At 49.2% G+C, this 23,724-nt stretch carries 21 protein-coding genes; 17 read left to right on the top strand and 4 right to left on the bottom strand.

The window, feature by feature from the left end; all coding sequences use genetic code 11:
* Positions 1–29 precede the first annotated feature (29 nt).
* Positions 30–905, top strand: coding sequence for a lysophospholipid acyltransferase family protein (locus tag AKG09_RS00170; RefSeq protein ID WP_054617500.1), 876 nt, complete (start codon positions 30–32; stop codon positions 903–905).
* Positions 906–1,138: 233 nt separating this feature from the next.
* On the top strand, positions 1,139–2,308 hold the full coding sequence (gene metK, locus AKG09_RS00165) for a methionine adenosyltransferase (RefSeq protein WP_040667191.1): 1,170 nt from the start codon (positions 1,139–1,141) through the stop codon (positions 2,306–2,308).
* 83 nt (positions 2,309–2,391) lie between these two features.
* Here the strand turns inward: metK and AKG09_RS00160 are convergent, their stop codons facing one another.
* The 3 genes from AKG09_RS00160 to AKG09_RS00150 all read right to left on the bottom strand — a co-directional run bounded on the left by AKG09_RS00160 (position 2,392) and on the right by AKG09_RS00150 (position 6,743).
* Positions 2,392–2,730 carry a hypothetical protein gene (locus AKG09_RS00160; RefSeq protein WP_054617499.1) on the bottom strand — a complete coding sequence of 113 codons (339 nt, stop codon included), beginning with the start codon at positions 2,728–2,730 and terminating at the stop codon, positions 2,392–2,394.
* A gap of 121 nt (positions 2,731–2,851) precedes the next feature.
* Positions 2,852–3,796, bottom strand: coding sequence for a 1,4-dihydroxy-2-naphthoate octaprenyltransferase (gene menA / locus AKG09_RS00155; protein WP_231623878.1), 945 nt, complete (start codon positions 3,794–3,796; stop codon positions 2,852–2,854).
* Positions 3,797–3,848: 52 nt separating this feature from the next.
* Positions 3,849–6,743 carry an Rne/Rng family ribonuclease gene (locus AKG09_RS00150; RefSeq protein ID WP_054617498.1) on the bottom strand — a complete coding sequence of 965 codons (2,895 nt, stop codon included), beginning with the start codon at positions 6,741–6,743 and terminating at the stop codon, positions 3,849–3,851.
* 644 nt (positions 6,744–7,387) lie between these two features.
* Here AKG09_RS00150 and AKG09_RS00145 point away from each other — a divergent pair.
* From AKG09_RS00145 to AKG09_RS00135, 3 genes are all read left to right on the top strand, one after another.
* Positions 7,388–8,368 (top strand): RluA family pseudouridine synthase, encoded by a 981-nt coding sequence (locus AKG09_RS00145; RefSeq protein WP_054617497.1) that lies wholly within the window; start codon positions 7,388–7,390, stop codon positions 8,366–8,368.
* 135 nt (positions 8,369–8,503) lie between these two features.
* A complete protein-coding gene (locus tag AKG09_RS00140) occupies positions 8,504–9,154 on the top strand; it encodes an HAD-IA family hydrolase (RefSeq protein WP_054617496.1) in 651 nt (216 codons plus the stop codon).
* Between the two features lie 70 nt (positions 9,155–9,224).
* Complete coding sequence (locus tag AKG09_RS00135) at positions 9,225–10,226, top strand: S49 family peptidase (protein ID WP_054617495.1); 1,002 nt, start codon at positions 9,225–9,227, stop codon at positions 10,224–10,226.
* Positions 10,227–10,318: 92 nt separating this feature from the next.
* Here the strand turns inward: AKG09_RS00135 and rnhB are convergent, their stop codons facing one another.
* Positions 10,319–10,906, bottom strand: coding sequence for a ribonuclease HII (gene rnhB / locus AKG09_RS00130; protein WP_054617494.1), 588 nt, complete (start codon positions 10,904–10,906; stop codon positions 10,319–10,321).
* Positions 10,907–11,163: 257 nt separating this feature from the next.
* On the opposite strand from rnhB, the gene pyrH reads away from it, so the two are divergent.
* From pyrH to lpxA, 12 genes are all read left to right on the top strand, one after another.
* A complete protein-coding gene (pyrH, locus tag AKG09_RS00125) occupies positions 11,164–11,883 on the top strand; it encodes a UMP kinase (RefSeq protein ID WP_009117498.1) in 720 nt (239 codons plus the stop codon).
* A gap of 226 nt (positions 11,884–12,109) precedes the next feature.
* Complete coding sequence (locus tag AKG09_RS00120; protein ID WP_054617493.1) at positions 12,110–13,078, top strand: DUF4424 family protein; 969 nt, start codon at positions 12,110–12,112, stop codon at positions 13,076–13,078.
* Between the two features lie 138 nt (positions 13,079–13,216).
* The gene (gene frr, locus AKG09_RS00115; protein ID WP_054617492.1) at positions 13,217–13,774 is read left to right on the top strand and encodes a ribosome recycling factor; all 558 of its coding nucleotides are present in this window, start codon (positions 13,217–13,219) and stop codon (positions 13,772–13,774) included.
* A gap of 52 nt (positions 13,775–13,826) precedes the next feature.
* Positions 13,827–14,573: an isoprenyl transferase gene (locus tag AKG09_RS00110; protein WP_054617491.1), complete on the top strand. Its 747-nt coding sequence runs from the start codon at positions 13,827–13,829 to the stop codon at positions 14,571–14,573.
* Positions 14,574–14,576: 3 nt separating this feature from the next.
* Positions 14,577–15,371 (top strand): phosphatidate cytidylyltransferase, encoded by a 795-nt coding sequence (locus AKG09_RS00105; RefSeq protein ID WP_054617490.1) that lies wholly within the window; start codon positions 14,577–14,579, stop codon positions 15,369–15,371.
* Between the two features lie 118 nt (positions 15,372–15,489).
* The gene (gene ispC, locus AKG09_RS00100) at positions 15,490–16,677 is read left to right on the top strand and encodes a 1-deoxy-D-xylulose-5-phosphate reductoisomerase (RefSeq protein ID WP_054617489.1); all 1,188 of its coding nucleotides are present in this window, start codon (positions 15,490–15,492) and stop codon (positions 16,675–16,677) included.
* A 9-nt stretch (positions 16,678–16,686) separates the two neighbouring features.
* Complete coding sequence (rseP, locus tag AKG09_RS00095; protein WP_054617488.1) at positions 16,687–18,030, top strand: RIP metalloprotease RseP; 1,344 nt, start codon at positions 16,687–16,689, stop codon at positions 18,028–18,030.
* 5 nt (positions 18,031–18,035) lie between these two features.
* Complete coding sequence (gene bamA / locus AKG09_RS00090; protein WP_054617487.1) at positions 18,036–20,450, top strand: outer membrane protein assembly factor BamA; 2,415 nt, start codon at positions 18,036–18,038, stop codon at positions 20,448–20,450.
* A 41-nt stretch (positions 20,451–20,491) separates the two neighbouring features.
* On the top strand, positions 20,492–20,989 hold the full coding sequence (locus AKG09_RS00085; RefSeq protein WP_369814075.1) for an OmpH family outer membrane protein: 498 nt from the start codon (positions 20,492–20,494) through the stop codon (positions 20,987–20,989).
* 102 nt (positions 20,990–21,091) lie between these two features.
* Positions 21,092–22,132, top strand: coding sequence for a UDP-3-O-(3-hydroxymyristoyl)glucosamine N-acyltransferase (gene lpxD / locus AKG09_RS00080; protein WP_054617485.1), 1,041 nt, complete (start codon positions 21,092–21,094; stop codon positions 22,130–22,132).
* A gap of 48 nt (positions 22,133–22,180) precedes the next feature.
* Positions 22,181–22,639, top strand: coding sequence for a 3-hydroxyacyl-ACP dehydratase FabZ (fabZ, locus tag AKG09_RS00075; protein ID WP_054617484.1), 459 nt, complete (start codon positions 22,181–22,183; stop codon positions 22,637–22,639).
* A 61-nt stretch (positions 22,640–22,700) separates the two neighbouring features.
* Positions 22,701–23,477 (top strand): acyl-ACP--UDP-N-acetylglucosamine O-acyltransferase, encoded by a 777-nt coding sequence (gene lpxA / locus AKG09_RS00070; protein ID WP_054617483.1) that lies wholly within the window; start codon positions 22,701–22,703, stop codon positions 23,475–23,477.
* Positions 23,478–23,724: the final 247 nt, after the last annotated feature.

Here is a 23,724-nt window from a genome sequence, read left to right as displayed (position 1 = left end):
ATCCGCTTTCCATTTCATAAATCCACATTATGCAGAGCCTCGTATTTTTCCTGTTCCGCTGTTTGGCTGCCTTACCGCTTTCCTGGCTGCACCGCTTGGGGGCAATATTGGGCACTCTGGCATTTTATTTCGACTCCTCCGACAAACAGCGCATCCGAGCCAACTTGCAAGCCGCAGGCCTGAATGCGGACGATGCAACGGTAAAAGCCGTGCTGCAAGAAACTGCCAAAGGCGGTCTCGAATTACCTGTAGCCTTTTTCAGATCGCCAGAAAGCATCGAAACCCTGTTTAAAGCGGTACACGGTTGGGAACACGTTCAATCCGCATTAAACGCAGGCGAAGGGCTGCTGTTTATCACACCGCATATCGGCAGCTACGACCTGGCCGGCCGCTACATCAGCCAGCAACTCCCCTTTCCATTAACCGCCATGTACAAACCGCCCAAAATCAAAGCATTCGATGCCGTGATGCAGGCAGGCCGCGTGCGCGGCAAAGGCAAAACCGCACCAACCAATATGCAGGGTGTCAAAAAAATCATCAAAGCCCTGCGTGCAGGCGAAGCAACCATCGTCTTGCCCGACCATGTGCCTGCACCTGAAGAAGGCGACGGGGTATGGGCCAAGTTTTTCGGGCACGACGCCTACACCATGACGCTGGCCGGCAAACTCGCCCAAGTAAAAGGCGTAAAAACCCTGTTTTTCTGCGGCGAAAGGCTGCCGAACGGGCAAGGTTTCGTGCTGCATATCGAACCTTTACAAGGCGAACTCAGCGGCGACAAAACCCACGACGCCCAAACCATCAACGACAATGTCGAATACTGGGTGCGCCGCTTCCCCACCCAATACCTGTTTGCCTACAACCGCTACAAACATCCCGCAGGCGCCCCGCAAGCTCCGAATCAATAAGCATGCCTGTCTGAAAACCGCTTTCAGACAGGTATGCTTTTCAGTTTAAGCAGGTAGTGAATCCGGAGCTTAATAATCAGGTCGCGCGAAACAATCAAATTGGGCACGCAAATTGTTTATTTTGCCGCCGGATAAAACCGCCTTTCTGCCCTGTTCTCTGCTATAATTTGCGCCATTTGGTTTCTATCGGCAAACGGAAAATCTGTTTGCCCTTTTGCAGAAAGAATTTCCCAATGAGCGAATATCTATTCACTTCTGAATCCGTTTCCGAAGGCCACCCCGATAAAGTTGCCGACCAAATTTCCGATGCCATTCTCGATGCAATCCTAGCGCAAGACCCTACCGCCCGCGTTGCGGCGGAAACCCTAGTCAACACAGGCTTGTGCATATTGGCAGGCGAGGTAACCACCGCCGCGCATGTCGACTACATCAAAGTCGCCCGCGAAACCATCCAGCGCATCGGCTACAATTCTTCCGAGCTGGGTTTCGATGCCAAAGGCTGCGCCGTGATGATGTGTTACGACCAGCAATCGCCCGATATCGCGCAAGGCGTAAACGAAGGTGAAGGTTTGGATTTGGAACAAGGCGCAGGCGATCAGGGCCTGATGTTCGGCTACGCCTGCGATGAAACCCCAACCCTGATGCCTTTTGCCATTTATTACAGCCACCGCCTGATGCAGCGCCAAAGCGAAGTGCGCCGCGACGGCCGACTGCCGTGGCTACGCCCCGATGCCAAAGCCCAAATCACCTGCGTTTACGACGCTGAAACAGGTAAAGTCAAACGCATCGACACTGTGGTGCTCTCAACCCAACATGATCCGGAAATCGAACATGAAGCATTATGCGAAGCCGTGATGGAGCACATCATCAAACCCGTATTGCCCGCAGAAATGCTCACGCCCGAAACCAAATACCTGATTAACCCGACCGGCCGCTTCGTCATCGGCGGCCCGCAAGGCGATTGCGGCCTAACCGGGCGCAAAATCATTGTGGACAGCTATGGCGGCGCAGCACCGCACGGCGGCGGCGCATTCTCGGGCAAAGACCCGACCAAAGTCGACCGCTCCGCTGCCTATGCCTGTCGCTATGTTGCTAAAAACATTGTTGCCGCAGGCTTGGCCACCCAATGCCAAATCCAAGTTTCCTACGCCATTGGCATCGCTAAACCCACTTCGATTTCTATCGATACCTTCGGCACAGGCAAACTGAATGAAGAAGAATTGATCGCTCTGGTGCGCGAGCATTTCGATTTACGCCCCAAAGGCATTGTGAAGATGCTCGACCTCTTGCGCCCGATTTACAGCAAAACCGCCGCCTACGGCCACTTCGGCCGCGAAGAGCCGGAATTCACTTGGGAACGCACCGATAAAGCCGCCGCATTGAAAGCGGCAGCAGGTTTATAAGCTTCCTGAATCCCTACAACGCGCCAAATAAAATGCCTGTCTGAAAACAGTTCAGACAGGCATTTATAATTACGCTCGATTTTTTATTTCACGATTTCAACCGGGCCGTGGTCATCGCAATGATCACCGTGTTGGTGATGCAAACGACCATTCACGATATAATCGATATGGTCGCCGTGTGGCACGGCTTCGTGACCACAACCTTCACCGTGCACATGGCCGGCACAATCATGCACCGGATGGCAGCCATCGGGATTGGTTTCATTCACTTCCAAAACATGCTCGTCATAATGGCCGTTGTGCTCGTGATGCAAGTGGCCGTCATGCAGATAGTCAACATGATCACCGTGTTTGATAGCGGTGTGGCCGCAACCTTTGCCATGCACATGATCATGGTTTTGATGGATTTTACATTCGCTCATAGCAAGCTCCTTTTCTGATTGAGGTATATGGTATCCATTATCATACACAACCCTTTTTCAGATGTAAACCATTGTTATTACATAACATTACACAAATCAGATGGCTTTACTTCTTGCTTAATTAGAGCGCTGTCAGCCACAAACACACCACCCAAAACAACACCGAAACACTCCACCGCCGCAAGAGTTTGTCCAAACCGCTTCGGCTTCGGCAGGAATGAAACACTTGATAAAGATGGATTCCCGAAAGCACCACAACAATCATATTCAGACAGGCATAAGCAACACCGTTAAACGCATGAGCCAGCCAAATCAGCCACAAACCTGCGGCAAAAACAGCCGATACCAAGTGGTAACACTTCGCACCTGACAATCCCAAACGTACGGCCACCGTCATTTTTCCGGCAGCCTGATCGTGTTCGATATCACGCATATTATTTAAATTCAACACCATGCTGCACCACAGCCCCAACGCCGTTGCCGGCAGCAAAGACCAACCGCTCAGCATACCGGTTTGCAAATATTCGCTTCCAAGCACACCCAGCCAACCAAAAAACACCAGCACCGCCAAATCACCCCAGCCCGCGTAACCGTAAGGCCTAGCACCCGCCGTATAGGTAAATGCCGCCGCAACCGCCGCACTTCCCAATCCCAACCAAAGCAGCCACACCAATGCACCTGTCGACCCGATGGCCGGTAATGCTCGTGCCAGCAACACAATGCCGCTTAAACAACACAATCCTGCCACGGCCGCCAGCGCACGGCGCATGGTTTGCTTGGCAATCAGCTCAGACGCCACCATACGCCGCGGCTGCTTATCCGCATGGTCCGCCCCGTGGCAGGCATCTCCGAAATCATTGGCCAGATTGCTGAACACCTGCAAAACCACTGCAGTTATGCAACACAACAATGTCACCGCAAAATCATGCTGTTGCTGCAACTTCGCCAGTAAGGCACCGCACAAAACAGATGCCAAAGCCAGCGGCAAAGTTCGCAGGCGCATTGCTGCCAACCAATATCGGAAAGATGAGTTTTTCACTTCAATACATACTTTCAGGATGGTCAAACAAATGCCTGTCTGAACATTTTTCAGACAGGCATTCCATATCATATCTCAGTTAAGAAGAAGTGGTTTCCACTTGTTGCAAAGGTTCGCTGCTTACCGAATCTTCCGCAGAAGATCGCGGCACATCTGAGCGGCGGCGGCCTTTGGGCAGCTCCGGCTGCTCGATTTGCTCAGCCGCAGCCATGGCTGCACTATCGGTTTGCACCAATATCAATCCGCCCAAGTCCGCTTGGGGTTGCTTCGTCTTGGCAGCAGAAGCGGTTTTGCGTTTCGGTTTGGCGGCGGCCTCCGGCTTGGCTTTGGGCTTCTCAGCTTGCGGCACAATTTCCGCCGGCGCGGCTTCCACCTCTCCCACAATCATACGGACTGCTTCTTTTACTTTGGCGCTGCTTTCGGCAATGATAGCAGCTTCCTTATCCTCCTCTGTTGCAAACAAAGCAGCAACAGGCGCAGGCATAGGCGCGTCTACCACAGGTTCGGGAATCGTAATCACCAACGGAGTGTTTGCGGCTTCATCTTCAAAACCTTGCACCGACACCACCACAGGCGCGGCTTTATTCTCACCGAACACATGAGCCACCGCATCGCGTACACGGTCACCGATGGCCGGGATCATCAGGTTACGTTCGATTTTCTCGGCAGAAGGAATATTGCGTTTTTTCTCGCCTCGGCCGCCGCGCCGATCATTTGAACGGTTACGCTCGTTCCGCTCGCGGTTGCTGCGGCGGGGTTTTTCGGCATTTTCGGATTTTGCAGCCTGCTCGACTTTGTTGCCTTTACCTGATTTGGCAGGTTTTTCTGACGCTGCTTTTTCCGCCTGCACATGATCAACCGCATCCATTGGTGCAACATTGGCGGATCCTATCGGCATCAAAGCCTGTGCCGCAGGCACCGTATCTTCGTTGCTGCGTTCTTTTCGGTTGCGGCGGCGGTTGTTTTGCTGCTCGTTTTGAACAGCTTTCACATTGTCCTCTCCGGCAGAATCTCGCGCTTCTTTCCGCTCTTTACGATTATCGCGGCGCTCTTGATTGCGCTCTTCCTGACGGTTGCTTTGGCGGCGGCTTTGCGTTTGTTTCACTTGCTCTTGCGCATTTACCACCTCTTCGCGGTTTTTCTCTCCGTCCTCTGCATCCAAGTTGGCAGCGGTGCTACGGCCTGCATTGCGCCGGTTGCCTCCGCGGCGGCCGCTGTGGCGGTTGCTTTTCATATTGCGTCGGGTATTGCCGCTTTTACGCTGCGGTTCAGGCTTGGTTTCTTCTTTTTTACCGCCCCCGAACAGGCCTTTAAACCAAGATTTGAAGTTATCCCACCAGGAATCTTTTTTCTCTTCAACCACAGGCGCAGGCTGGTCGTGGCGCACGCCTTTTACCGCCGGCTCAACGCGCGCGGCTTTGGTTGCCTTATTAGAAGAAAACGGCACGGTATCTTCTTTTTCGGGCTCCGCCACGCGCTTATAACTCGGCGCCGCATCTTCATCCACATCATCAATCCGTACGCGGGTTACTTCATAATGCGGGTTTTCCAAATGGATATTCGGAATCAGTATCACCGAAACATCCAAACGCTCTTCCATACCAAACAGTTCGGCACGTTTTTCATTCAACAGGAAGGTAGCCACATCCACCGGCACTTGCGCATGCACTTCGCCAGTGTTGTCTTTCATCGCTTCTTCCTGAATGATGCGCAACACATGCAGTGCAGTCGATTCGATACCGCGGATAACGCCGGTGCCTGCGCAACGCGGGCAGGCAATATGGCTGCTTTCGCCCAAAGCGGGTTTCAAACGCTGGCGTGAAAGCTCCAACAGACCGAAACGGGAAAGTTTGCCCATCTGCACCCGCGCACGGTCTTTTTTCAAGGCGTCACGCAACACATTTTCCACATCGCGCTGATGCTTGGGATTTTCCATATCGATAAAGTCGATTACCACCAAGCCGCCTAAGTCACGCAAACGCATCTGGCGGGCCACTTCTTCCGCCGCTTCCATATTGGTTTTAAACGCCGTATCCTCAATATCGGCGCCTCGTGTGGCGCGGGCGGAGTTCACATCAATCGAAACCAATGCTTCGGTATGGTCGATAACAATCGCGCCGCCGCCGGGCAGGCTTACGCTGCGCGAAAAGGCGCTTTCAATCTGATGCTCGATTTGAAAACGGGAAAACAGCGGCGTATGGTCTTGATAAAGCTTTAAGCGGCCGACATTACTCGGCATCACGTAGCTCATGAATTCAGAAACCTGATCATGCACTTCCTGGTTATCAACCAAGATTTCGCCGATATCCGGGCGGAAATAATCTCGGATGGCGCGAATCAGCAGCGAGCTTTCCATAAACAGAAGATACGGCTCCTGATGCGCCTTACCCGCTTCTTCAATCGCCTGCCACAATTGCAGCAAATAATTGAAATCCCATTGCAGTTCTTCAACGCTTCTGCCGATTCCTGCCGTACGTGCAATCAAGCTCATGCCGCGCGGCACGTCTAATTCGGCCATCGCTGCTTTCAATTCCTGACGCTCGTCGCCTTCTATTCGGCGCGATACACCGCCGCCGCGCGGATTATTCGGCATCAAAACCAAATAGCGGCCGGCAAGGCTGATGAAGGTGGTTAAGGCTGCGCCTTTATTACCGCGCTCGTCTTTTTCCACCTGTACGATAACTTGCATGCCTTCTTTGAGCACATCTTGGATACGCGCGCGGCCGCCTTCGTAATCTTGAAAGTAGGAACGGGAAACTTCTTTGAACGGGAGAAAGCCGTGGCGGTCAGTACCGTAATCAACGAAACAGGCCTCCAACGACGGTTCGATGCGGGTAATCACACCCTTATAGATATTACCTTTACGCTGCTCTTTACCCAGCGTTTCGATGTCCAGATCCAGTAGGGTTTGGCCATCTACAATTGCTACGCGCAGCTCTTCGGCTTGCGTAGCATTGAACAACATGCGTTTCATTTTATTATAACCTCTTGGTTTTAAATATTTTTAAAACCCATAAGGCACTATACGAAGCGCGTAACCAGTATTTAGACTCTGCTTCCGCAGCAATCATGCCTGTCTGAAAAATATTAAGGCCGGTGGTTTGCATGGTTTGCTCAAACGGCGGCGGCATGTGCGGAATATTAATTTAAAGAAGGAACAATAAAGAACGATTGTCGTGCCGTTTATGCACGCCGGCCGGGCAGAAACCCGATATTTTTACAGTGCTGTTGCAGGACAAATCCCACCCCCAACAACACCCGGAATAGAGCCATCAACTTCTTAAATTATCGTTTGAACGGTTTTCCGCCCGAAGCGGCGTTGTGTTTAACGTCTTACGGCTGTAGCGGCTGCCTATTCAAACCTAAAGTCAAACTTAATTACTGTATCCGGCTTGGCGGGCTTGGCGGCAAGCCGGAAGAAATGCTTTGTAGAGTGCGTTTTTAATATAAAATAGCCCACCAAACCCTAATCAAACTGATTTTTTATCGTTCGGCACGCCTCTGCCCAATCTGCTTCACGAAGCTTATGGCCCGGCCGTTTCAATAATGATTTACAGGTTTGGTATCAATCAATTAACTTGCCTGTTTTAAGAGCAAGCCTGCGGATTATATTAGAAAATGCCTGCAATTAGCAAAGACTTAGTCAACCATTTGGATATTTCTGAAAACGATGCGGGGCAACGCCTTGATAACTTTCTGTTTAAAGTTTTAAAAGGCGTGCCTAAAAGCCATGTTTTGCGCATTATCCGCTCTGGCGAAGTGCGTTTGAACAAAAAGCGATGCAAACCTTCCGACCGCATTGAAACCGGCGATATAGTGCGCATCCCGCCGGTGCGCACGGCCGAAAAACAGGCACTTCCTGCCTCTCAGCTTGCCCCGGCGCGCGAGTTTGGCATTGTTTATGAAGACGATGCCATGCTGGTGATCAACAAGCCTTCCGGCGTGGCGGTTCACGGCGGCAGCGGTGTGAATTTCGGCGTGATTGAGCAAATCCGCCGCGCCCGCCCTGAAGCGCGCTATCTTGAGTTAGTCCACCGTTTGGATAAAGACACGAGCGGTTTATTGATGATTGCAAAAAAGCGCAGCGCACTGGTTAAGCTGCACGAAGCCATCCGCAACGACCATCCGAAAAAAATCTACCTCGCCCTTGGCGTGGGCGCACTCAAACAAGACAAGCTGCATGTGAAACTGCCCTTGTTTAAATACACGGGCGCGCAAGGCGAAAAGATGGTGCGAGTGAGCGAAGACGGCCAGTCGGCTCACACGGTTTTGCGTACACTGAAACGTTTTTCAGGCGAAACGCTGCATCAGATCGGCCTGTCTGAATTAACCTTGGTGGAGGCCACCTTGAAAACCGGCCGCACCCACCAAATCCGCGTGCATATGCAATCTCAAAACTGCCCCATCGCCGGTGACGAACGCTACGGCGACTATCAAGCCAACAAACGCTTGCAGAAACTGGGGTTAAAAAGAATGTTTTTACACGCCGCTGAACTGCACCTTCATCATCCCCTAACAGGCGAAAAACTGGTTCTAAAAGCCGAATTGCCGCAAGAATTGCAGCAAATATTATTGATACTGGATAACAGTTGCAGCTGAAATCTCATTATTCAACCAAATAGAAATGCCTGTCTGAAAAAAGTATTTCAGACAGGCACTACCACCCCAAGCTATTGAAAACATGGCGCATTGTAATACAATGCGCACTCACATCCCCAACAAAGAACAATCACTATGCCCCCAAAACTCATCATTTTCGACTGGGACGGCACGCTGGCCGATACCACCTTCCCCATCATCCGCACCATGCAGCACGCATTTGCCGAATGCGATTTGGACACGCCTTCCGAGCAAGACATCCGATCATTAATCGGCAAAAGCCTGCCGGGCATCATCCACTCACTTGCGCCCAACCTGCCCGCCAGCCGGCAAGAGCACATCGCCCTTGTTTACACCCGCAGCCAACTCAACCCAAACAACCAGAACATGCGGCTTTTTGATGATGCCATTGCCTGTCTGAACACATTAAAAGCACAAGGCTATTGGCTCGCCGTTGCCACCGGCAAAGGCCGCAGCGGCCTAAACAAAGCCATCGCACAAACCGGCACGGCCGATTACTGGCTTGCCACCCGCTGCGCCAGCGAATGCCCGCCCAAACCCGCACCCGATATGCTTTTGGAAATCTGCGACGAATTAGGCGTGCAACCCGAAAAAGCTCTGTTGGTCGGCGACACCCTGTATGATTTAGAAATGGCTGCCAATGCCAAAATCCGCGCTGTCGGCATCACAACCGGCGCACACACCCTCTCGCAAATTCAGAGCGCACCGCACTTAGCCATCCTCTCATGCCTGTCTGAATTGCCCGATTTTCTCAACACACTTTAAAAACCGAACTTTTCAGACAGGTATAAAGTCCCTACAATAACGTTACTCAATACATTGGAATATCCGTAATATGTCATACAAAATCAGCCGCGACAGCGAACCAACACCGCAATTGGGCGACAATCCTCAAGAAAACTGGGAGCGCAACACTCTGCGCGCCGTTTTGCTTGAATCCTATAAAGAACGGCAACGCGCACGCACTTGGCGCAATTTTTGGCGCTGTGTCTGGGCATTATTGATGGTTTCCTTTATCGCTTCCATTATCGGCTCATGCAGCCCGAAAAAAGAAGGCAAAGGCATCGTCGGCACACGAGGCGAACATACCGCCGTTATCAAACTCGACGGCATAATCAGCAGCCACTACCGCGACCAAGTCGCCATGTTACGCGACGGGTTGGAAGCGGCTTATGCCAACTCAAACGTTAAAGGCATCATCATCCGCGCCAACAGCCCGGGCGGATCGCCCGTAGTATCCAGCTCCGCATTTAACGAAATCCGCCGCCTTAAAGCCGAACACAAAAACATTCCGGTTTACGTGGTGGCCGAAGACGTGTGCGCATCCGGCTGCTATTACATCGCTGCCGCTGCCGACAAAATCTATGCCGATCCTTCAAGCATCGTCGGCAGCATCGGCGTCATCAGCGGCAGCTTCGACTTTACCGGTTTGATGGACAAACTCGGTGTCAAACGCCGCCTGCATACAGCCGGCAGCAACAAAGGCTTCGGCGACCCCTTCTCGCCCGAAACCCCGGAGCAAAAAGCCATTCTGGAAAAAATGCTGCAAGAAATACATCAGCAATTCATTTCAGCCGTGAAAACCGGCCGTGGTGAACGTTTGAAAGAAAAAGACTTTCCTGAAATTTTCAGTGCCCGCGTCTATACCGGCTCCGAAGCCAAAAACGTAGGCTTGATTGATGATTTCGGCAGTGTGTACAGCGTGTCACGCGATGTGATTAGAGCGCCGAAACTGGTGGATTACACACCGGATGAAGATTTCAACCTGCTGCTCAGCCGCCACTTAGGCTCGGAAATTGCCGGCAAGATTGAGCAAACTATTGATCAAATCTGGTAAAGATTACCTTATAGAATCAATTAAACATACCTGTCTGAAAATGTTTCAGACAGGCATTTTGTTTACCGCCCGACCAATCATACAGCACAGCCTTACTCAAATAATTTCCCTTGCACCAGCAAAGCCTTAACCGGCGCAAAATCACAACGATGCTCCGGCAGCACACCGTATTGCTGCAATGCTGCCAAGTGCGCTGCCGTGCCGTAGCCTTTATGGCGGTCAAAACCATATTGCGGATAGCGCTGTGCCAAAGCATACATTTCCGCATCACGCGCTGTTTTGGCAAGCACCGAAGCAGCGGAAATCTGAATAACTTTGCTGTCGCCCTTCACAACCGATTCCGCAGAAACACCCAAATCCTTAGGAACACGGTTCCCGTCAACCATCACATGCTCCGGCTGCACACACAGCCCCTGCACCGCACGCTTCATCGCCAGCATGGTTGCGTGCAGAATATTCAGACAGGCAATTTCCTGCACACTTGCCGACGCCACACACCAAGCCAGCGCCTGCTCCTTAATCAACACAGCCAGCTCGTCGCGCTTTTTTTCAGTCAGCTTTTTTGAGTCAGTCAGCCCTGCCAATTGATAATCCGTCGGCAATATCACGGCAGCAGCAAAAACACTGCCTACCAAAGGCCCTCTACCCGCCTCGTCCACACCGGCTATCAACTTTTGCATTATGGTTTACCCTACTCGTAGAAAACAATAATTGTAAGGCCTCATGTTGCCCAAGCCAAATCAGGTTTGCCAATGTAAAACTTAATATTGCCTACCGCTTCGTCTCACCTTTTATGAAAGTTTAGTTTTCACAACACTAGCAGCGGGGAAAACAAAGCAAAAATCCCGCCCCAAACCGCTAAAAAAACGCAGCCTTTCCAGCTTGAAAAGCGTATAATATCGGCGTTTGAATTCCAAAAGCATAGAGAGATACCCCCATGACCCAAACAACCAAATACAAACGCGTACTGCTGAAACTCTCTGGCGAAGCCCTGATGGGCAACGATCCGTTCGGCATCAACCGCGACACCATCATGCAAATTGTCAGCCAAATCAAAGAAATCACCGACATGGGCGTGCAAGTCGGCGTGGTTGTCGGCGGCGGCAATATTTTTCGCGGCGTATCCGCCCAAGCAGGCAGCATGGACCGTGCCACCGCAGACTACATGGGCATGATGGCAACCGTTATGAATGCTTTGGCACTGAAAGACGCTTTCGAATCACTGGGCGTCAAAGCCCGCGTACAATCCGCACTCTCCATGCAGCAAATCGCCGAAACTTATGCGCGCCCTAAGGCCATCCAATATTTGGAAGAAGGCAAAGTGGTTATTTTCGCCGCAGGTACCGGCAACCCGTTCTTCACCACCGACACAGCAGCTGCCCTGCGTGGCGCGGAAATGAACTGCGACATCATGATGAAAGCCACCAATGTCGATGGTGTTTATAATGCCGACCCGAAAAAAGACCCTTCCGCCGTGCGCTACCAAACCCTCACGTTTGACGAAGCGCTGATTAAAAACCTGAAAGTAATGGACGCCACCGCATTCGCCCTGTGCCGCGAACGCAAACTGAACATCGTGGTATTCGGTATCAGCAAAGAAGGTGCCCTCAAACGCGTTATCCTCGGCGAAGACGAAGGCACCTTGGTTCATAATTAACTGTTGGCTGGTTACATAACTGTGAGATTTCATACCAAACTGCAATTTATAAGGTAGTACGCATGAATGATGAAATTTCACACCGACAAACTGTAAAGAGCGTGTCGTCAGATACATACGGCACGCTCTAAGCTTACACAATCAAACCTTGATTCATACTGAACATAGGTAACGCTCAATATAATATACGGCCATGCCCAACAGATGTTTATGAACAGGAAACACCATGAGGATACGCCTGCTACTTACTGCATCGCTGCTGACACCGCTTATTGTACAAGCCAACGACAGTTCCGGCTTTATCGGCACCGGCGGCATTGAATATCTGGAAAACCCGTATATCAAAATGCTGAGCGAAGATTTATACATCAGCAAACAGCAAATCCGCGTGGCTTATCAGTTCAAAAACCAAAGCAAACAGGATATCCACGAAACCATACTGTTTCCTCTGCCAATATTGGAGCGCTTTTACAATAGCGACTTTGCCAACACGGCAGCACTGGTTAAAAGCTTTAAAGTTCAAGTTAACGGCAAAAATCTACAGCCCGATATTCATGTACGTGCCTTTATGCATGCACACGGGCAAACCGGCAAACCGGTTGATGTAACCGAATCACTGAAAAAATGCGGCTTCAGCGATTCAGAATTAATGGCGCCCTGGACTGAACAACACAACAACATCAAGCTGCATAAAAAACTAAGCCGGTGCAACAATCCGCAAATACACAAATTAAAAGCCGCCCTTAACCAACAAGAAGACACCGGCCACTTTTCTCCTTGGGCTGCCCAAATCATATACAGTTGGAAGCAAACTTTTAAAGCAAGCTCAATAACCGAAGTCCAACATCAATACACGCCGCTGGTAGGCAGCAGCATTCACTTCGATGCACGAAAAAATAAAGAAAATACCTTTTATACCACCTACTGTATTGATGACAATTTCCGCCGTAAAATGAAAACAAGCGGAAAAAATTATCCGGCTCACAGCGCATTAAGCTATATACTGACTACCGGCGCCAACTGGGCCGGACCTATCGGTACCTTTACGCTCACCATCGAACGTGATCCAAACGAATTAGTATCATTGTGCTGGGATAAATCACTGAAAAAAGTCGGCCCAAACCATTTCCGCGCCGTCAAACACAATTTCATCCCCACAAGGGATTTAGACATTATATTTGCCGAAGGCATCTAACCGCGGCTAGAATAAGCCGATTACACCCAAATTGCCGGAATATACCCAACGCAGCCGACCCCTGCCCCATATCCGGCCCTTTCATCCACTCCGACTTTACGGTTGGGCAAACTTAAGCATTTTTAAAGAGAACCCTATATGATTAATGACATTCAAAAAAGCGCCGAAAGCAAAATGCAGAAATCTTTGGAAGTATTGAAAGACAATTTAGCCAAAGTGCGTACCGGCCGCGCCCATACGGGTCTGCTTGACCAAGTAGACGTTGAATATTACGGCAGCCCCGTACCCGTAAGCCAAGTAGCCAATGTTACCCTACTCGACGCGCGCACCATCGGCGTGAAAGTATATGAAAGCAACATGGCTGCCGCGGTCGAAAAAGCCATCCGCGATTCCAACCTTGGCTTGAACCCGGCCGCCATGGGCGATGTTATACGCGTACCCATGCCCATGCTCACGGAAGAGCGCCGTAAAGATTTGATTAAAGTTGTGCGCGGGGAAGTGGAAGAAGGCCGTGTTGCCATTCGAAATGTCCGCCGTGATGCCAACACCGAAATCAAAAACCTTCTGAAAGAAAAAGAAATTTCAGAAGACGAAGCACGCCGTGCCGAAGAAGCCATTCAAAAGCTGACCGACAAATACATCGCCGAAACCGATAAAACGCTCGCAGCCAAAGAAGAAGACTTAATGGCTGTTTAAGCCGCTTAATCCCGGCCCGTTTTCAGACAGGCCTGCCTGAAGGAGCGACACCGTGAAGAGCAGCACCCAAACCATTCTGGAACATACCCAGATTCCCCGCCATATCGCCGTGATTATGGACGGCAACGGCCGCTGGGCAAAAAAGCGTCTGTTACCCCGGGTAATGGGGCACAAACGCGGGCTTAAGGTCTTGGAAAACCTATGCAAAGAGTGCTCCAAACTGGGTGTTCAATACCTGACCGTTTTCGCGTTTTCCACCGAAAACTGGCGCAGGCCGGAAGAAGAAGTGTCTTTCTTGATGGGTTTGTTTTTGCAAGCATTAAAAAAACGGGTACACAAAATGCACAAAAACAACTTGCGCCTGAAAGTGATCGGCGAGCGCGCCCACTTTAATGCCGAAATCCGCCACGGCATTGAAGAAGCCGAAGCGCTTACCGCAAACAACACCGGCCTCACTCTGGTGGTTGCCGCCGATTACGGCGGCCGCTGGGATATTCTTCAGGCGGCCAATCGTGCCTTGAAAGAAGGCAAAACCGAGCTAACGGAAGCCGACTTAGCCAAACACCTGATGCTTGCAGAAGCACCCGAACCCGATTTATTCATCCGAACAGGCGGTGAAACACGCATCAGCAACTTCCTGCTTTGGCAAATGGCTTACGCCGAATTTTATTTTACCGACACATTATGGCCGGATTTCGATGCAGCAGCATTCAACGAAGCCATCGCATCATTTCAAAAACGTGAGCGCCGCTTCGGCCGCACATCCGAGCAATTGCCGGCGGACCAGCAACGGAATTAAACCATGTTACAACGCATTCTTACCGCGTTAGTATTGCTGCCCTTAATGCTGGGCATGCTGTTTTATGCACCAAACGGCCTTTGGGCTTTTTTCTGCAGCTTAATTGCCCTGATTGCCCTATGGGAATACAGCCGTTTGTGCAAAATGGAATATCAACAGAAAATGCCCTATCTGGCAGGAACAGCTTTATTCATGCTGCTTGCCCACTCAGGCGGCTGGCAGCTTCCCGCACTTGCTTGGTGGCTGGTTTTGGGCTTCTGGCTACTGGTGATGCCTTTATGGCTTAAAAATAAATGGTCCTTGCCTAATGACTGGAAAGGCCTGACTGTCGGCTGGATGCTGATGCTGCCATTCTGGTTTGCCCTAGTCGGCTTACGCCCCGAACCTGAATCCGCGCTGCCGCTTTTAGCAATTATGGGGCTAGTTTGGGTTGCCGATTCTTTTGCCTATTTTGTAGGCAGAGCATACGGTAAACGCAAAATCGCTCCCTCAATCAGCCCGGGCAAAAGCTGGGAAGGTGCCGCAGGCGGCATGCTATGCGCCATAATTTATATGCTGCTGGTGCGCAGCGCCGGCTGGCTCGGATTTGAAACCACATGGCTTGGAGCTGCGTGTATCGCTGCTATTTTAACTATTGTCAGCATTTGCGGAGACTTACTGGAAAGCTGGCTCAAACGTGCCGCCGGTGTAAAAGACAGCAGCAATCTGCTACCCGGCCACGGCGGCGTACTCGATCGGACAGACTCATTACTTGCCGTATTGAGCGTTTATGCAGCCATTAATTTCCTGTTTGCCTAATTACTTCTTTTCAGACAGGCATTCTATATAACCCGCACAATGCCTGTCTGAACGACATAACAAATAAAAAACATATCAGATAAGCATCTTGTAAATGCCTGTCTGAAAACGAACCAACATCATGAAACAAACTCTAACCATACTTGGTGCAACCGGCAGTATCGGCGTCAGCACACTGGACGTCATCGCCCGGCACCCCGAAAAATTCGAAGTTTTCGCACTTGCAGGCCATCGCCAGGTAAACAAACTGGCAGAACAATGCCATACTTTCCGCCCCAAATTTGCCGTAGTAGCGGATGAAGCCTGCGCCCAAGAGTTAAATGCCTGTCTGAAAGCAAGCAACACAGACACAGAAGTACTATTCGGGCCGCAGGCATTGATTGATGTTGCCACAGCAGAGGAAGTAACCGGCGTAATGGCCGCCATTGTCGGCGCAGCCGGCCTGCCGCCCACTTTAGCGGCTGCCGAAAAAGGCAAAACCATTTATCTGGCCAACAAAGAAACCTTGGTTGTTTCCGGAGCGCTCTTTATAGAAACCGCCGCAAAATCGGGAGCAAAAGTGCTGCCGATTGATAGCGAACACAATGCCATTTACCAAGTTTTGCCCGAACATTACACAGATAATCCGCACAAACACGGAATTCAGTCTATCATTCTGACCGCCTCCGGCGGCCCTTTCCTTGAGACTGATTTAAACACGTTTGATACCATCACACCTGCTCAAGCTATAAAACACCCCAACTGGAGCATGGGTAAAAAAATATCGGTTGATTCGGCCAGCATGATGAATAAAGGGCTGGAGCTAATTGAAGCACATTGGTTATTTCACTGCCCGCCGGAGAAACTGGAAGTGGTTGTCCACCCACAAAGCGTCATTCACAGCATGGTGCGCTATCTTGACGGATCGGTTTTGGCACAAATGGGCAACCCTGACATGCGTACCCCGATTGCCTATTGTTTAGGCCTGCCAATTCGCATTGACGCAGGTGTTAAGCCATTAGATTTCAACACCTTAAGCGGCTTAACATTTAAAACACCGGATTTTAACCGCTTTCCTTGTCTTAAATTGGCTTATCAGGCCATGCAAGCAGGCGGTAACGCGCCTTGTGTGTTGAATGCAGCCAACGAAATAGCCGTAGATGCTTTTTTGGCAGAAAAAATCCGTTTTACAGACATCGCCCGCGTGGTTGCACATTGCTTGGAACAAAACTTTTCCAATGACGGCAACAGCCTTGAGAGCCTCTTGGCCCAAGACACACAAACCCGCGCAGAGGCAACACAGTTTATTGCGGCATTAGACCGCTAGGAGTTTGATTTGCTGACAATTATTGCCTTTTTGGTGGCAATCCTGTTATTAGTGAGCCTTCACGAATTCGGCCATTATTTTGTTGCTCGCCGATGTGGTGTAAAAGTATTGCGCTTCAGCGTGGGCTTCGGCAAACCGTTTTATACCAAACGGATTGGCGATACCGAATGGTGTCTCGCCCCGATTCCATTGGGCGGCTATGTTAAAATGGTCGACACCCGAGAAGGCGATGTTGCAGAAAAAGATTTGCCCTATGCTTTTGATAAGCAACATCCCGCCAAACGTATTGCCATTGTTGCCGCAGGGCCGATTACCAACTTATTGCTGGCCGTTTTGCTTTTCGGTCTCAGTTTTTCTTTCGGTGTAACCGAAGTCAAACCTTTTATCGGTACTGTAGAAAAGAACAGCATTGCTGACAAATCTGGCTTTCGTGAAGGTGATTTGGTTTTAAGCGTTAATGGTGAAACCGTTACAGATTGGCCAGATGCCCGTACAAAAATCACGCTGAATCTTGATGCCGGGAAAGTTGATGTACAGGTAGTCGACAACCAAAACCAACCCGCGTTACGTCAGATTAACATTGCCGGTACCCCGGAAGCCTCTCTTGCGGCCAAACGCAACGGCTATATCGGTTTAGATGCGTTTAAACGTTCCGATTTAATAGAGGAAGTCAAAGCAAACAGCGCTGCTGATAAAGCGGGCTTAAAAAAAGGTGACCGCATTATTTCAGTTGACGGTAAAATGACACCCTCATGGCAAGACTGGAGCTCAATCATACGCAACAGCCCGGGGCAAAAATTGATGCTTGGTGTTGAGCGTAACGGGCAAAATATACAAATAGCAATACGCCCTGAGTCGCAAACAACGCGCGACCGTAACCGTCTGGTAGGCCTAATTGGCGTTTCTTCGGGTATTGATAAAGCTTGGGAGAAAAAAATCAGCCGAGAATATACGCCTTCAGTCGGCCAAGCTTTTAAAATGGGCTGGGATAAAACCGTAGAATTTTCAACGTTAACCGTAAAATTTTTCGGCAAGCTGCTGACAGGCCAAGCTTCTATTAACCATATTTCCGGCCCTTTGACCATAGCTGATGTAGCTGGAAAAACAGCAGCCATCAGCGCGCAGGCTTATTTAGAATTTTTAGCCCTGGTAAGTGTTAGCCTGGGTGTATTGAATTTAATGCCGGTTCCCGTTCTTGACGGCGGCCATTTGGTGTTTTATACCCTTGAATGGCTGCGTGGCAAACCTTTAAGTGAACGCGTACAAATGATAGGCATACGCTTCGGCATCGCTGCCATGCTGATGCTGATGCTTTTGGCTTTCTTTAACGATATTACCCGTCTGTTTGGATAGAGTTTATGAAACTGAAAAAGATTACCGCTGCTTTAGTATTGATGGGCCTTGCTCCATTGGCCTTGGCTGATTTCACCATTAGAGATATCCGCATCGAAGGCTTGCAAAGTACCGAACCGGTAACTGTGTTTTCTTATCTGCCTGTAAAAGTGGGCGATACGTTTACTGATGCACGCGGCGAAGAGATTATTAAAGAACTGTATGCAACCGGCTTCTTCGATGACGTTCGCGTTGAAACGATGGGCGACCAAGTCCTGCTTACTGTAGTTGAACGTCCGACCATCAGCGAATTAACCATTACCGGCGCAAAATCCCTACCCGCTGATTCTCTTAAGAAAAACTTGGCGTCTTTTGGGCTGGGTCAATCCCAACCTTTCAGCCAGGCAAAACTCAACCAAGCTGTTGCCGGCTTAAAAGAAGAATATATCAATCGTGGCAAGCAAATGGTCAATATTACTCCGACCGTTAACAAGCTCGCACGTAACCGTGTATCAATCGATCTTAAAATCGAAGAAGGCAAAACTACCAAGATTGCCGACATTCGCTTCGAAGGCAATCAGAAATATTCAGACCGCCGCTTGTTGAGACAAATGTCACTCAGCGAAGGCAGCATGTGGAGTTGGTTGACAAAAAGTAACCAATTTAACCAAGAAAAATTCAATCAAGACATGGAGCGCCTGAGCGACTTCTATCAAAACAACGGCTATTTTGATTTCCGCATTTTAGATGCCGAAGTGCAAACCGTAGAAGAAGATAAAGCCAAGCAAACCATTACGGTCAAACTGCATGAAGGCGAACGTTACCGTTGGGGTAATGTAACTATTGAAGGCGACACCAATGAAGTCGCGAAAGAAGATTTATACAAATTGCTGAAAATGAAAGAAGGCAAATGGTATGAACGCGAACTCATGGTTCAAAGTTTGCAAGATATCCAAAATGCTATGGGTAGTGCGGGCTACGCATATAGCGAAGTAAATGTGCAGCCGCGCCCTAATCCTGAAACCGGCAAAGTTGACTTTGTTTTATTGGTTGATCCGGGCCGCAAAGTTTATGTAAACGAAATTCATATTACCGGCAATAATAAAACCCGTGATGAGGTAATCCGCCGCGAATTACGTCAACTTGAATCTGCTCCTTATGATTCTTCCAAATTGCAACGTTCTAAAGAACGTGTGGAATTATTAGGTTATTTCGACAATGTGAAATTTGACGCAAAGCCGGTGGAAGGCACGCCCGACCAAGTCGACATTGATATGAGTGTAGAAGAGCGCTCAACCGGTTCATTGGATTTAAGTGCAGGCTGGGTGCAAGATACCGGATTGGTGCTTTCTTTTGGTGTAGCACAAGACAATCTGTTTGGCACAGGTAAATCCCTTTCTGCCCGCTTATCACGCAGCAAAACCACTAAGAATGCTTCCCTATCGTTTACCGATCCCTATTTTACTCCTGACGGCATCAGCTTAGGTTACGATTTATACGGCAAAATTTATGACCCGAGAAAATCTGACACTTCAACCCGCCAGCAATATAAGACTACTACATTCGGCGCAGGTGTCCGCACAGGCATTCCGGTTACTGAGTATGACCGAATCAACTTGGGCTTGGCACCAGAGCATTTTAAAGTGAACACTTATCAGAATGCGCCGAAACGTTACCGTGATTTTGTAAAAGAATATGGCAAGCTTGATAATGAAACCACTGGTGAAGGCTCATTCAGCGGCTGGACTCTGAAAAGCACTTTGGGCTGGGGCCGCAATAAAACCGACAATGCCTTATGGCCAACCCGTGGTTACATGACAGATGTAAATCTTGAAGCGGGCTTACCCGGCGGCGATCTTCAATATTATAGCCTGACCCACAATCAAAAATGGTTTTTCCCTTTAAATAAAAACCTTACTTTAATGTTGGGCGGCAATATCGGCTATGCCGATGGTTACGGCAAAACTAAAGAATTGCCTTTCTTTGAAAACTTCTATGGCGGCGGTTTAGGCTCTGTACGCGGCTATGAAAGCGGTACGCTCGGCCCGAAAGTTTATGACCGTGAAGGTGATAAAGTCAGCTATGGTGGTGACAAAATGGTAGCCGGCTCGGCTGAACTCCTCTTTCCGTTCCCCGGTGTCAAAGACAGCCGTACCGTTCGTTTAAGCCTGTTCGCCGACGCAGGCAGCGTATGGGATGGTAAAACTTATAATGACGACAGCAGCGATAAATACCATACCAATAATACAACGCAAAATGTTTACGGCTTGGGTAAAACGCATAAATCTACTTTCAAGGAAGAGCTCCGCTATTCTGCCGGAGCGGCCGTTACTTGGCTTTCTCCGTTAGGTCCGATGAAGTTTAGTTATGCGTATCCGATTAAGAAAAAATCCACCGATGAGATCCAGCGTTTCCAATTCCAATTGGGTACAACATTCTAAATATAACGCAAAATTTATATAAAGGTTGATTAATGAGTAGAATTCATTCCGTTTCCCGTATTACAGCGTCTTTAGTATTAGGCTGCTGTATGGCGGGTAGTGCTTTGGCTGATGGCATTCAAAAGCTTGGCTTTATTGATACGGAGCGAGTGTACCGTGAATCCAAACAGGCTCAGCGTATCCAAACCTCGCTTCAAAGCGAGTTTGCCGCGCGCCAAAGCAAGTTACAAAAAATGCAACAAGAAGGTGAAGCATTAGAAAAGCGTTTATCTTCAGGCCAGATACCGGAAGCAGAGCGCGAAGCAGCAGTAAAAAAACTGACTGATATGATTCAAGAATTCCGCTTGGAGCAAGCCAAGCTAACTGAAGATTACAACTTGAGCCGTAATGAAAAATTTGCAGCATTGCAGCAAAATGCCAATCGTGTCATTGTTAATTTGGCAAAAAGGGAAGGCTATGACCTGATTATTCAGGATGCCGTTTATGTAACCGGAAAATTCGATATTACAGACCAAGTTATCAAACTACTGAATCAGTAGCTTTCAGACAGGCATACTTTATTTCAAGCTTTTCATTGAATCTATCCGGGTTCAATGAAAAGCTGCTTTCGGTTAATCGGCTTTAAATATTCAGGCTTAAACATGACATCCTATACACTATCGCAAATTGTTGCAGAACTTGGCGGAGAATGGCGTGGCCAAGATATACCCGTTACAGGTGTACGCCCGCTTGACAGTGCCGGCTCCAACCACATAGGGTTTCTTGCCAATCCAAAATACAAAGCAACCGTTGGCGAAAGTTCAGCAGGTGCGATTATTGTCAACGCCAAAGTGGCCGATGAGTTCACCAACCGCAACCTGATAGTGGTTTCCGACCCTTACTTATACTTTGCCAAAGTTGCCAGACTGTTCTCTCCTGTCGTCGAAGCCAATAGCGGCATACATCCTACTGCCGTCATTGAACCTTCGGCCACCGTACCTGCCAGTTGCGAAATTGGCGCGCACACGTATGTCGGCGCGAATACTGTTTTAGGAGAAGGCTGTCGGATTTTGGCTGGCGCGGTTATTGAACATGATTGTAAACTCGGAAATGAAGTAGTCATCCATCCCAATGCTGTGATTTACCACGGTTGTACTTTAGGCAACCGAGTCGAAATCCATGGCGGCAGCGTCATTGGTGCCGACGGCTTCGGTTTGGCTTTTGCCGGCGATTCTTGGTTTAAAATTCCCCAAACCGGCGGCGTTACCCTGCACGATGATGTCGAAATCGGCGCCAACAGCATGATAGACCGGGGTGCCATGACGGATACGGTGGTAGGACGCGGTACGAAAATCGACAATCAGGTGCAAATCGGTCATAACTGCCAAATTGGCGAACATACGGTTATCGCAGCTTGTGCAGGCATTTCGGGCAGCACAAAAATCGGTTCGTATTGCATTATCGGCGGCGCCGCCATGTTTGTCGGCCATATTGAAATTGCCGATAAAACCACTATCGGTGGCGGCACGGCTGTAACACATTCGATTAAAGAGCCGGGGCATTATGCCACCTGCTATCCGATGCAAACCCATAAGGAATGGGCACGCAACGCAGTACATATACGGCATTTAAGCGAAATGTCAAAAAAAATCAAACAACTTGAGCAAGATCTTGCTGCCCTGCAGCACACAAACAAAGCATGAAACCGGCCGCCTTTCAACAGACCGCCCATACTTTAGGACAATAAAAAAATGGAAATCAAATTACCGATTGAAGTTCGTGAAATTCAAAACTTATTACCGCACCGCTTTCCTTTTTTATTATTGGATCGCGTGATTGCAGCGGAACCCGGGAAATCACTCACAGCCATTAAAAACGTTTCTTTCAATGAATCGTTTTTCCAAGGCCACTTTCCCGAATCGCCCGTTATGCCCGGCGTATTGATTATTGAAGCCATGGCACAAGCTTGCGGTGTGTTAGCGGTACTTTCCCAAGGCAGCACCCAACGCAAAGAAGGTGAAATTACCCTTTTCGCAGGCTTGGATAATGTACGCTTCAAACGCCAGGTTATCCCCGGAGACCAGCTTGTTTTTGAAGTCGAACTTTTGGCGCATAAACGCGGTATCGGTAAATTCAATGCCGTTGCCAAAATAGACGGCCAACTTGCAGTAGAAGCACAAATCATGTGCGCCCAACGTATTGTTGAATAGCCGATCAACTATGCCTGTCTGAATTTTCAGACAGGCATTTCCTCCAATAAAGAAAGCAGCCATGAGTTTGATTCACCCTACTGCCATTATCGATCCCAAAGCAGAGCTGGACAGCAGCGTCAAAGTTGGGCCTTATACCATCATCGGCCCTAATGTACAAATTGGCGCCGGAACTGAAATCGGCCCGCATACGGTTATCGAAGGGCATACTACTATCGGCGAAAATAATAGGATTTTCCAATTTGCCTCGCTTGGCGCACAACCCCAAGATAAAAAATATCAAGATGAACCTACACGGCTGATTATCGGCAAAGGCAACACCATCCGTGAATTCACAACTTTCAATACCGGCACCGTTACCGGTATAGGTGAGACCCGAATAGGTGATGACAACTGGTTGATGGCTTACGTTCACATTGCCCACGACTGTGTTATCGGTAACCATACTATTTTTGCCAATAATGCATCACTGGCAGGCCACGTTACCATTGGCGATTGGGTTATTCTCGGAGGCTACACACTCGTATTCCAATTTTGCATTATCGGCAACCATGCCATGACAGCGTTTGCCGCAGGCGTGCACAAAGACGTACCGCCCTACGTGATGGCAGCAGGCTATCGTGCCGAACCGGCAGGTCTCAATACCGAAGGCATGCGACGCCGTGGATTCACGCCAGAACAGATCGCCAATGTCAAAAATATCTACAAACTGATTTACCGCCAAGGTTTAAGTTTCGAAGAAGCCAAACAGCAAGTGATGGAGTTAAGCGATACCGAGCCTGAACTGCATGTATTCAAGCCATTCTTTGAGCAATCAACCCGGGGAATTGTGCGCTGACCTAGCATCATGATTAATGCCTGTCTGAAAACAAACTGATTGTTTCAGACAGGCCACAAACTAAAACATACATAATTTTTCTAAAAAAAATAAACTATCCATTCAGGAAAATGTCTTTATAAAATAAGATAATCATATTAATGTAATGACTATTGGTTGTTCATAAACAGTATAGATAAGCTAAAATCCCATATAGCATAATTTCCCATTAGCATCTAAATAACCGGATGACTTTCTGTCCGTCACA

Source organism: Neisseria sp. 83E34 (assembly GCF_001308015.1).
Taxonomy (GTDB): domain Bacteria; phylum Pseudomonadota; class Gammaproteobacteria; order Burkholderiales; family Neisseriaceae; genus Neisseria.
This window is presented reverse-complemented; position numbering and strand designations above follow the sequence as displayed.